This window comes from Pontibacterium sp. (assembly GCF_041587635.1).
GTDB lineage: Bacteria > Pseudomonadota > Gammaproteobacteria > Pseudomonadales > Balneatricaceae > Pontibacterium.
In genome coordinates this window covers 26,076-37,431 of the sequence record NZ_JBFGYC010000002.1, presented here as the reverse complement: position 1 = coordinate 37,431, position 11,356 = coordinate 26,076, and the positions used below count along the sequence as shown (strand labels likewise).

11 protein-coding genes are annotated in these 11,356 nt (G+C 51.5%); 3 read left to right on the top strand and 8 right to left on the bottom strand.

The features are described 5' to 3' along the window. The 4 genes from ABYW01_RS00485 to miaB form a co-directional block, all read right to left on the bottom strand. Window positions 1-824, bottom strand: an 824-nt coding sequence (locus tag ABYW01_RS00485) for an HlyC/CorC family transporter (protein ID WP_372830586.1), incomplete at its 3' end; no start/stop codon positions are given. Window positions 825-836: 12 nt separating this feature from the next. Continuing rightward, window positions 837-1,292, bottom strand: coding sequence for an rRNA maturation RNase YbeY (ybeY, locus tag ABYW01_RS00480; RefSeq protein WP_372830585.1), 456 nt, complete (start codon window positions 1,290-1,292; stop codon window positions 837-839). Continuing rightward, window positions 1,292-2,314, bottom strand: a complete 1,023-nt coding sequence (locus ABYW01_RS00475) for a PhoH family protein (protein ID WP_372830584.1) — start codon at window positions 2,312-2,314, stop codon at window positions 1,292-1,294. Before ABYW01_RS00475 ends, ybeY begins: the two co-directional genes overlap by 1 nt. 24 nt (window positions 2,315-2,338) lie before the next feature. Then, window positions 2,339-3,688 carry a tRNA (N6-isopentenyl adenosine(37)-C2)-methylthiotransferase MiaB gene (miaB, locus tag ABYW01_RS00470; protein WP_372830583.1) on the bottom strand — a complete coding sequence of 450 codons (1,350 nt, stop codon included), beginning with the start codon at window positions 3,686-3,688 and terminating at the stop codon, window positions 2,339-2,341. Between the two features lie 226 nt (window positions 3,689-3,914). On the opposite strand from miaB, the gene ABYW01_RS00465 reads away from it, so the two are divergent. Beyond that, a complete protein-coding gene (locus ABYW01_RS00465) occupies window positions 3,915-4,235 on the top strand; it encodes a DUF1820 family protein (RefSeq protein WP_193951560.1) in 321 nt (106 codons plus the stop codon). 66 nt (window positions 4,236-4,301) lie between these two features. On the opposite strand, the gene ABYW01_RS00460 is transcribed toward ABYW01_RS00465, so the two are convergent. Then, window positions 4,302-5,162, bottom strand: a complete 861-nt coding sequence (locus tag ABYW01_RS00460; RefSeq protein WP_372830582.1) for a glucosaminidase domain-containing protein — start codon at window positions 5,160-5,162, stop codon at window positions 4,302-4,304. Between the two features lie 112 nt (window positions 5,163-5,274). Continuing rightward, window positions 5,275-5,871, bottom strand: a complete 597-nt coding sequence (locus ABYW01_RS00455; RefSeq protein WP_372830581.1) for an ACP phosphodiesterase — start codon at window positions 5,869-5,871, stop codon at window positions 5,275-5,277. A gap of 242 nt (window positions 5,872-6,113) precedes the next feature. Here ABYW01_RS00455 and ABYW01_RS00450 point away from each other — a divergent pair, with 242 nt between their 5' ends. Both ABYW01_RS00450 and ABYW01_RS00445 read left to right on the top strand, forming a co-directional pair. Beyond that, window positions 6,114-7,049 carry a glycosyltransferase family 2 protein gene (locus tag ABYW01_RS00450; RefSeq protein WP_372830580.1) on the top strand — a complete coding sequence of 312 codons (936 nt, stop codon included), beginning with the start codon at window positions 6,114-6,116 and terminating at the stop codon, window positions 7,047-7,049. Next, window positions 7,049-7,420 carry a GtrA family protein gene (locus ABYW01_RS00445; RefSeq protein WP_372830579.1) on the top strand — a complete coding sequence of 124 codons (372 nt, stop codon included), beginning with the start codon at window positions 7,049-7,051 and terminating at the stop codon, window positions 7,418-7,420. Before ABYW01_RS00450 ends, ABYW01_RS00445 begins: the two co-directional genes overlap by 1 nt. Before the next feature lie 2 nt (window positions 7,421-7,422). Here ABYW01_RS00445 and ABYW01_RS00440 read toward each other — a convergent pair whose 3' ends face one another. Next, entirely contained in the window at window positions 7,423-8,928 is a 1,506-nt protein-coding gene (locus ABYW01_RS00440) for a glycosyltransferase family 39 protein (protein WP_372830578.1), read from the bottom strand. A 58-nt stretch (window positions 8,929-8,986) separates the two neighbouring features. Next, window positions 8,987-11,332: a glycoside hydrolase family 9 protein gene (locus ABYW01_RS00435; RefSeq protein WP_372830577.1), complete on the bottom strand. Its 2,346-nt coding sequence runs from the start codon at window positions 11,330-11,332 to the stop codon at window positions 8,987-8,989. Window positions 11,333-11,356 lie beyond the last annotated feature (24 nt).

Below are 11,356 nucleotides of genomic sequence, written 5' to 3'. Positions count from 1 at the left end.
GTGACTTGTAACAGGCGGATGCGACGGTTGTCAGCCGATAAAACCTTAAAGCTGAAGCCGTCAAAATCGACCTGTTCATCTTTTTGCGGCAGGTGTCCAAAACGCTGGGTCACCAGTCCACCCATGGTATCGAAGTCGTCTTCACACAAGCCGACGTCAAAGAACTCGTTGAAGTCTTCCACCGGTGTGAGGGCTTTGACGATATAACCGTTGTCAGCAAACGGTTTGATATTGCCGTCGTCCTCTTCAATATCATGTTCGTCCTCGATCTCACCGACAATCTGTTCAAGAACATCTTCGATGGTGATCAATCCGGAGACGCCGCCGTATTCGTCGACTACCACGGCCATGTGATTACGGGTGGTGCGAAACTCCTGTAGCAGGATGTTCAGGCGTTTGGATTCGGGAATAACTGTGAGTTCACGCAGCTTGCTATGGATATCAAACTGGTCGAGGTTGCCTTCCAGAATGAGGGGCAACAAGTCCTTCGCCAGCAGGATGCCCAGTACTTCATCAGGCGTATCGCCGATCACCGGGAAGCGGGAGTGGGCACTGGAAATGACAATCGGAAGAAACTCTTTAGGGGTTTGTTCCGCTTCTACTACCACCATTTGGGAGCGAGGTATCATCACATCGCGGACCTGCTTGTCAGAAACGTTCATGGCACCTTCTATGATGCCCAATGCTTCCAGATCCAGCAGGTTTTCTTCCGCGGCGTCGCGCAGATCGGTCAACAAATCATCTCGTGTTTTGGGTTCATCGCTGAATGCCTGAGCAAGTTTGCCCAGCCAGCTACGAGATTGTCCCGTTCGGTCTTCGCTCATAATGTGTCTCTGTCAGAGTTCCTTGTAAGGATCAGGGATACCTAAGCTGGCGAGAATTTCGCGCTCAAGCTGCTCCATCACCTCGGCGTCTTCGTCATTTATATGATCGTAGCCCAGTAGATGCAAGGTGCCGTGTACAACCATGTGTGCCCAGTGGTCATGCAGTGGTTTTTTCTGCTGCAGTGCTTCCTCTCGGACGACCTCTGCACAGATCACCAGATCACCCAGTAAGTTTAACGGGATATCTTCCGGCACTTCAAAGGGAAAGGATAGAACATTAGTCGATTTGTCCTTGCCGCGATACTGATTATTCAGGGCCTGACTTTCATCGGCTTCGACCAGACGAATACAGAGTTCTGCTTCGTCTTTTCGAGTGGTCAGTGCGGCAGAAACCCAATCGTTAAATTGTGTTTCGTTGGGCAGGTCGCTGGCTTCAACTTCCTGCTGCAATTCAACGTAATAGTTCACTAGCTGTTATCCCTGTGGTCTCGCGATTGACGGCGTGCCTGATCCTGCGCTTGTTCGACCTTTTCGAAACGGTCGTAGGCCCGAACAATGTGCTGTACCAGCGGGTGACGAACAACATCTTTAGCAGAGAACTGGGTGAAGCCAATGTCTTTGACACCGTCCAGTACTTTCATGGCATGTACCAGACCTGACAGAGTGCCTTTGGGCAGGTCGACCTGGGTAATGTCGCCGGTGATGACGGCGGTAGAACCAAAACCGATACGTGTCAGAAACATTTTCATCTGTTCACGGGTCGTGTTCTGGCTCTCGTCGAGGATCACAAACGAGTTGTTCAGGGTCCGGCCGCGCATATACGCCAGCGGTGCGACTTCGATCACGTTTTTTTCGATCAGCTTGCTGACCTTCTCAAAACCGATCATTTCGTACAGTGCGTCGTAAAGCGGGCGCAGATAAGGGTCAACTTTCTGGGTCAGATCGCCGGGTAAAAAGCCCAGCTTCTCGCCGGCTTCTACCGCCGGTCGAACCAGCAGAATGCGTTCTACCTCTTCCCGTTCCAGTGCTTCAACCGCACAAGCAACGGCGAGGTAGGTTTTACCGGTACCTGCCGGGCCAATACCGAAGTTGATGTCATGCAGCTGGATAGAGCGAACATAGAGCTGCTGATTCGGACCACGAGGACGGATCAGCGCCTTTTTGGTCCGGATGCTGACCTCTTTATCTTCAGCTGCCAATTCCTGCTGTTTTTGTTCGACGCCGGATTGTTGCAGATACAGGTGTACCTGATCCGGGGTCAGCAAAGTGCCTTGTTTGGCTTCGTCATAGAGATCTTCGAGCATTTCAGAGACGATACGGATCACGTCCATATCGCCTACCAGCTGAAAATTGTTGCCGCGATTGCGGATTTCGATATCGAGACGTTTCTCGATCATCTTGAGGTGTTCATCAAGCTGACCGCACAGATTGGCCAGAAACTCTGGATTATCAGGTTCCAGTGCCAGCTTGATTGAAGGTGCTGTGTTCAAATTATCTCCTGAATACAGTGACGGTTACTGTATTTGATCAAGTTCTGAGCCAACCAGTTCCCCTAGCAGGGAGTTGGCATAGGCCTGATCGATCAGTACATCGGCGAAATGCCCGATCAGATCCGGATTATCGCAACGGAAGTTGACCACCCGGTTGTTCTCTGTACGACCGGACAACATGCCCGGATCTTTCTTGGAATAACCGTTGACCAGAATGCGTTCGGTGTTGCCGACCATACGACGGCTGATGGCCATCGCCTGCTGAGTGATTCGATCCTGCAGGATCTTCAAACGCTGTTTTTTGGTTTCTTCGTCGATATTATCCGGCAGGTCAGAAGCGGGTGTTCCCGGGCGGCGACTGTAGATAAAGCTGTAAGAGTTGTCGAAACCGATGTCAGAGATCAGGTTCATCGTGGCTTCGAAATCTGCATCGCTTTCGTTCGGGAAACCGATGATGAAATCAGATGAGATGCAGATATCCGGGCGAACCTTGCGCAGCTTACGGATCTTGGATTTGTACTCCAGCGCGGTATGGCCTCGTTTCATCGCCATCAGGATGCCATCGGAGCCGCTTTGTACCGGCAGATGCAGGAAGTTCACCAGCTCAGGGACATCGCCGTAGGCTTCAATCAGGCTATCCGTAAACTCGACCGGGTGAGAGGTGGTAAAACGGATGCGATCTATGCCATCAATCGCGGCGACGCAACGGATCAGTTCAGCCAGATCAGCGATATCGCCGTCATGGGTATCACCACGGTAAGCATTGACGTTCTGGCCAAGCAGGTTAATCTCACGGACCCCTTGTTCTGCCAGTTCTACACACTCGGTAATCACATCGTCCAGTGGACGGCTGACCTCTTCACCCCGGGTGTAAGGTACCACGCAAAACGTACAATATTTGGAGCAGCCTTCCATAACGGAAACAAAGGCTTCAGCGCCGTCAACTTTGGGCGCGGGCAGGTGATCGAACTTTTCGATCTCCGGGAAAGACACGTCAACAATGCCAACGCCGCCAGCATCGGTGACGTCGATCATTTCAGGCAGACGGTGCAGGGTCTGCGGCCCAAAAATCATATCGACATAGGGCGCACGTTTGAGGATGGCATCCCCTTCCTGACTGGCCACACAACCGCCGACGCCTATTTTTAGCTCGGGGTTGGCCGCTTTCATCTTGCGCCAGCGACCGAGCTGATGGAATACTTTTTCCTGCGCCTTTTCTCGAATCGAACAGGTGTTCAGAAGCAGGACATCGGCTTCGTCCTGATTATCTGTCAGTTCAAGGGCATGGCTCTCACCAAGCAGATCTGCCATTCGGGCAGAATCGTACTCATTCATCTGGCAACCATGGGTTTTGATAAACAGCTTCTTCGCCATTACTCACCTGTGTTTCGTTCGAGATTATTCATCGACATGCCATTGAAGGGCAGCCGGCGTATTGAGGACCGCGCATTATACTGGATGGGCTCGGAACTGCCTAGCGCCTGTTTGATTAAAAAACAACCAGAATGAACGTGTGGGTTAAGCTTGTAAATGGCTCTTTATAACCCCATCTATAAGGTCTGATGAGTGATTAATTTGGTTAACGCAAAAGAGAAGATCAATGGCAAGTGATGACCGTATCTACCGGGTGATTTTTATTAATCAGGATCAGGTGTACGAGCTGTACGCAAAACATGTCTATCAGAGTGAGTTGTGGGGTTTTTTGCAGATAGAGGAATTTGTGTTTGGCAGTCGTTCTGAATTGCTGGTGGATCCCGGAGAGGAGAAGCTCAAACAGCAGTTTGCGGATGTGAAATCGTCATACATTCCCATGCAGTCGGTGGTGCGAATTGATGAAGTGACCAGCGAAGGGGTGGCTAAAGTGTCAGATGCAAAAGGTACTGTGACGACATTTCCGATGCCGGTACCTCCGAAGTCGTAGCGCAACGGAAGTATTCGTTGGCGCAGGCCTTTTTAGCCTGCGCGGATAATCAGCTGTTAAAGCTGATCATATAGCATCTGCGGTTTGTAGCTGATAGCTGTCGAAACGTAGCATCTTGTTACGCGTGATAATTGAGCGCAGGCGCTGTACGTATTCGTCGCCGATCTCACTGTAATAATTCAGATACTTGATCAGTTCCAGGGCATCCCGTGTTTGTGCGCGGGCTTTGCGAAATTCCCGGTAAGGTCCGCCGCGGGCAATCGTCACAAAGTAGTCATCGACGGCTTCGATCAGCGAGCTGTAACGTTTAACGTAGATCGGTTTCCCTTCGCGGGTTTGGCTGGCTCGCATACGGGGCTCTTTAGCGTTAAACGACCAGACCCCAAATATGTTGTTCCCTTCGAGGAAGAAACGGGACGTTCCCCAGCCGGTTTCCAGTGCTGCCTGCGCCAGAATAATACTGGTTGGATGGTCTGCCAGTTTGCTTTTCAGCTGGGTTGTATCTTTGGCCTTATATAGCTTGAACTGTTTCTGTAGCCAAGCCTGTGCCTTTTCATCCGGTGTTGGCATGGCGTTGATTTCGGCCAGCTTGATACGTTTGGCCAGCAAGCGTTGTTTGCTGATCAAAACGGCGGGCAGAATCATATCGAAGAATTTCTGCTTTTTAGTGCTGACTTCCAGCGCTGCCAGTGTGCTGACACGCGTGTAAGCCACAGGTTTGATCAGGGGAGGTGTCAGTGCTTCGATATCATCCGGGCTGTGGATCGGTTTGTAGGTAATTGTCAGCGCAGGCTGCGAGCCGATCTTCTGATCAGTTGAGGATTGCTGCTTGGCGTCATCGGTCACAGGTGCCAACCGGGTAAGAGACAGTGTGATCAGCAACAGTACGGCCAGGGTGGCAATCGTTGCCTTAACGGGTAAATGCATCCTGATGAGCCCCTCGAATACTGAAAAAGTGGCCGCAGTCTACAGGGGGATTGCGTTTATATCCAGTGAACGTCTTTCAACGTGTAGGAAAAGTGCTTAATTGTGCAATATCTTATAGATCGCGTTGTGTTTCCGGGTTGTTCTCGGATGTGAATTCAATCAGGTCGGGGAAAAATGTCAGAAATCCACCGTCCAGTGCACTATAGTGTCGTTCAACTTCTACAATAGCCCCACCAAAGCGGTTCTGAAAACGGATGCGTTCGGCAATGCGGTCAAGGGCAAACCCAACCTGTTCAAGGTTGCGATAGCTGCGAATCCAGTCACTCTCGATCATACGTTTTACAACACGTTGCATATGGGCGGGCATGAGTGGGTAACCCTGTTCCAGGTCACTGTAGGCGGACTCCAGAAAGTGATCGAGAGATTGATCACTAAATTTGTGCCAGTGCCGGATCAGAAAGTGATCAAACACCACATCCAGTACGATCCCGGAAAAGCGCCGGCGCTGAGGGGAAAAAAGTGCCTTCAGCAGGCGTACATCAGAATGACTGTCAGTGTAATGATCTATTGCACGGTGATTCCGTAAGCCTCTGTGGATCTCATCGGTTAAGACTTCGGTATCGAGTCCGCGGGCGAAGTCGCCTAGCAGGTTGCCAACGCGGGAAGGAATATTAGCCTGTGCAAAATAGAGATGGGCAAGGTAATTCAATGGGCTGACGGCGGCCTTTCTATTGGGTTTTAGTGTTGATTCTGTTGGGTATTACGCTGTTTTACTGTAGCTGAATATGAGCAGAACCGGTAGGGCGCACAAGAGGCGATGATCTGCACGGAATTAAAAGCCTTTTTCTTTATCCCCTATGGGAATTGCGGTTAAATGAGTGCCTCTAAAGCACTCCTCCAGAAATCGCGATCTGGGATGAGTGTAAAGACAAGGGCTGTCAGGAATCACCGATGAAAATATCCATTGTTGCGCCGTTTCACAATGAAGAAGAAAACGTTGATGAGTTCTTTAATCGAGTATTGCCGATCATAAGAGCTGAGAGTGATTCCATTGAAGTTGTATGTGTCAATGACGGCAGTTCTGATACGACCCTTGCACAGCTGCGCCGGTGGCGGGAAAAGGAACCTATTATACGTGTTGTCAATTTGTCGCGAAACTTTGGTAAAGAAAACGCGTTGACCGCCGGACTAGACCACGCAACAGGTGATGTGATTATCCCGATGGACAGTGATTTACAGGATCCTCCTGAACTGATCCCGCAGATGATCGAAAAATGGCGGGAAGGGTATGACGTTGTGTATGCCCGGCGTACGGTACGGAATACCGATACTCTGGCAAAACGCATGACGGCTGTGTGGTATTACCGGCTGTTTAACTCCATTGCAGATCGTCCAATTCCGGATAATACCGGTGATTTTCGCCTGATGGATAAAAAGGTCCTGGATGAAGTTAAGAAGCTGGGTGAAAGCGCCCGCTTCATGAAAGGCTTGTTCTCATGGGTCGGCTTTCGCTGCACCGCCGTAGAGTATGAACGGCCCCCCCGTCATGACGGTAAGGAGAGCCTGAATTTTCGCAATCTCTGGCGTTTAGCGTTGGACGGTATAACAGCCTTTTCCACTGTACCGCTGAAAATATGGAGTTATATCGGGATGGGCGTGGCGGGGATCGCATTCCTGTATGGCTTAGTGATCATCTTCAAGACGCTTATTTTAGGTATTGATGTTCCGGGTTATGCCTCGATTATGGTGATCGTGCTCTTTCTGGGTGGCGTGCAGTTGTTGTCGCTGGGTGTCATCGGTGAGTACGTGGGGCGTATCTATCTGGAAGTCAAAAAACGCCCCCACTATATCGTTGATCCGGAAGATGAGCAGGGATCGAGACGCTAATGCTATTTCGTTTTGAGATCGCCCGATTCGGTTTGGTCGGTATCGCCGCAACCCTGGTTCATGCCGCTATTCTATCGATGTTGATTGAGTGGTTAGCGTTGCCGGTGCAGCTGGCCAATATCAGCGCGTTTGTCGTGGCATTTTTGGTGAGCTATCTGGGGCACCACCATTGGACGTTTGCATCCGATGCCGGTCATAAGGAGGCGGCCAGCAAGTTTCTGCTGACCGCTATTATCGGATTTATCGCGAATGTGATGATCATGGAGCTGGTGGTTGTCCAACTCGGGTATCACTACCTGATCGGTTTTATATGCGTGGTGTTTTCTGTACCACCTGCAACGTACGTGATCAGCCGCCTCTGGATCTTCTGACCTTATTCGCTATCCGTGATCATTGAGCGGGCAGGTGGAATGATCGCCCAGCCGATCTGTACAGGTTCCTTCGTGTTATTCATATGCCAGCGGTACTGAAGGGGGTGCTGCACTTCAGCGTTTGGATAACGTTTGAGTAGCGTTTCATACTGCGCCATCTCACCATCCATACTCTCATTCCATACAATCAACCCACCCTCACGTGCTAAGGCGTCTTCGTCAATCCACGGACTGCGGCTGACGTCGGCATCATAAAGAATGGAGGGGTGTTGTTCCGAATAATACGCCAGATTCCCGCCCAGCCAGATTGAGGCTACAGCATATTTCAGCGGCTGAGGGTAGCGCTGCTGCCACTCGGCGGTCAGCTGTGTCGCTATGGCCTCGCCCGGAAAGTGGGCGCGCTTTTTAAGCTTGCCAAACTGCGGGGAAATCAACATCTCGGTGATAAAGACACTGGCGAAAAACAGGCTGGTAACGACCCAGACACGGATCAGTTTTTTCATCCTGACTTCGGTCAGCAGAGTGCCTGAAAAGATCATTAGCCAAAGTGGCAGGAAGGTGAACAAGGGAGTACCCCACATGGAGCGCAGGCGCATGCCCGTGGCCAGAGAGATCAGTAATGTGATGATCAGCGGACCAAATGTGATTAGCGTCAGGAAGGTGCGGTTGGCGGCGAGATGGGTCTCTGCGGGTGGGGATTGCTTGCTGCCCGTGCGGATCAACAGGAAGAAGGTCGGGAGCAATATAATCAATGCAGCCAGCTGAGACAGTCCAAATCGCAACGGATTGATCAGATGGTCTGCCAGTGTTTTTTCGTTGCCGCTGCCACGTGCCGCGCCGTAACGAATCGTACTGAAATCATGGTCAATCAGCCAGATCAGGTTGGGTAGCCATACCAATACAGCGGCGATTAACGCTATATAAATACCTTTTTGACGCCAGAAAATGCGCCCGGCGGGTGTCAGGAAATAGCAGGCAATGCTTAGAAGCAGCACGATAGAGTAATACTTGGTCAGCATGGCCAGGCCGCTGCAGACCCCGAGCAGCGCCCAATCCCAAAGTCGGTTGTGATTGATGGCGCGAAATCCGAACAATACGGTCAGTGCCCAGATCGCCAGCTGTAGAATATTCGGATTAAATTCCGGTGTGAGATAGTTGTAATACGGAACCAGTGTTAGCAGGAGTACTGCAACGAGTGCCGGTTGTTTACCGAGAAAGGTTCGGCCTACGGCATATTGCGCCCAGAATGCGGTGATCACAGCGATCTGGCTGAGTAGAAATATCGGCCAGTTGCTGGCGGGTGACAGCAGCGTGATTGCGTAGGTAAGCCACGGTGCCAGCAGGGGGTGTTTATCGTAACCCAGTTGCCATTCTTGTCCCCAAGTCAGCCCCTCGACGACGTCCAGGTTGGCATTGGGCTGCAACAAGCTGGGCAACAAAAACCATAACAGGCAATGTACACCTAAGGCGAAAAGCAAAGTCCGATTGTGGCTGTGGGTGGCTGTCATATTAACTACTCAATAAATGTGACTGCCCGACATTAACTCGCCGGGCGCCGGACTTCGATTATTTACGTGCTGCCAGATATCCCCAAACATAGGCGTTGGGGCCAATCGTGGACTGTACGGTGAACTCGTTCAAGGGCGCAAAATCATATATATCGAAATAGGCTTCTGCGGTAGGCCATGATGCGTGATTGGGGTAGATCACTTTATCAAATTGCTTTGCGAGCCAATGTTCAAGCTGACGTTTTGTCTCCAGTGGTCCGTTGACGGTAATCCCTTCTGGAGGCTGCTGCGCTGATACGCGCTGATCCTGGACCAATGGGTGCTTGGGCGAGTTCTGTCCGATGCCCGTGGTGAAGGCCATATTCAGCGGATTAGCACCTGCCCCGTATTGTGTCGCCAGTAACACCGCATCAAGATATTTCTGCTTGCCGGTGAGGTAGTGCGCCCGGATCAGCGATGAGGCCTCGGGTGCGGTCAGGTTACCCCATCCTAGCCACGCCCAGGGGTTACGTTTAGTCCATTTGAATGCGGTTTGATCGCCGGTACGAATGCTCTGATCAGCTTCCCGCAAGAGAGCCATTTCAGCGTTGCGCTTGATTAAAGAATCGGTCTTACGGGTGTTTAGGTACACGAACGCCGCATCAGTCTGGTCGTGATGCTTCCATTTCTTTAGCGGTGACGCTTTGTTGAAAACTGAAGTTTGTACGAACAAACGGTGCCAGGTTTCATTGCCGGTAAGACGATACAATTCTGCTGCTGCAAGATTGCGTGCGTCTTTCGCCTGATGAGGGAGATGACGGTAGGCTCTACGCGAATAAGCGTCTTCGGCCCAGTTCATCGCCTTAAGTGCTGAGGCTTTATAGGTTGCGGCCAATTCAGGCGCAAACGGTTTCAGAACGCGCGCTGCACGTGCCGCGACACCGGCATAGATATGGCTTGACCAAAAGCCAGGTGCATACGCCAGCAGTGTCTGCGATTCCTGCCAGCTGCCCTCACCGTGCCTTGGGTGATCCATCGATTCGATACCCCCGCGAATACCGCCTTCCGGGGTTTGCAAACGGCGGAAAAATTCCAGGCCCCAGAGCGCCTCATCCAACAGGTCCGGCAAATTGTTGCTTGATTCCGGGAGGTTGAGATTAAGTCCGGCAAAGTACTGCGGATTCATCTCGATCAGTTCCAGCATTAAGCGGGTACTGTCCAGATGCTGGATACGACGGTCCCAGTCCCCGGCATCCGCGTAACCGCCCCAGGCATCCTCTACCACCAGGGCTGTTTTTCCATTGATCAGATCGGAAAAATTATCCCGTGCGGTGCCCCGTGCATTGATACCGTTCATCGTATCCATCAGAGGTGTGCGAGAGTGGTAAACCACGACGCCATCAGCGGGATGCATATTGCGTGGTCGGCGATACTGGGTATACGGCGGGCCTAGCTCGATACCGCTGCGCTGGTGGAATAAACCGCGTACGGATGTCGTAAACGCATCACCCCAGGCGTTCTTGTTGATTGGAAAACTGTATGAACAGCCCACGCTTTTCACACAAACCCGATATTCGCCTGCTGTTTTTAGCGCACTAAATTGCATCATGTAAACATCGGCGCTGGTGTAGTTCTGTTTATACGCATCTTCAGCGTCAAAACGGGATTTGGAGAGTTCGGTTTTCCCGCGGTAGACAATCTGCTGGGTCTGATTATTGATCACCGCAAATGGCAGACGGTCGGCATAGGGCTGGCCATCTCCGTTACCCCGCCACAACGATAGAAAGGCGACTTTACGGTTGTCGTCCGGACGGAAACCAATCTGAGATACATGCACGGCTTCGCTACGTACATTGCGCGTGTTGTGTAGGTACGTTTGGCGACTAATCGCGCTGTTATTAAATTCGACTTCGTATTGCGCACCCTCTTTGAGCGGTGCGGGTAGTTTCAGATACAGGTAATGGGTCACTGGCCAGTCAAATGCCCAGAACCCTGTGCGTGCCATATCGCTGGGCCGGCTTTTACGATAAACCGCGGTGGGTTTTTTACCCGCACCATAGGCTGAATCGTTGCCGGAGCGGATCAGATAGCTAGAGGCCGAGTCTGCCCATCGGGTGTTTAACGGTGCGCCCTGAAACTCATCAAACGGATAAAGAACGTCCTGTTTCGGTCCTACAACGCTGCCGATGACCTCTTTGCCCTGGCGTACCCAGCGATGGCGATCACGGCTGTCATCCACCCAATCGATAATCCCTTTGTCGTAATACCGCTGAAGCGCGGGAATGCGCTTGCCCGCCTGAATTTCGATGCTGAGTACATCGGGCGCGACCGCTGAAATATGGGAGATATAGGGAAGCTGGCTGTTCGCGCTGACAAAAGCGATATGGCTGAACCAGACAAGCGTTGCTGCAATAATCCGTGTCATCTTCAAGGGATATCCGTTACTGAA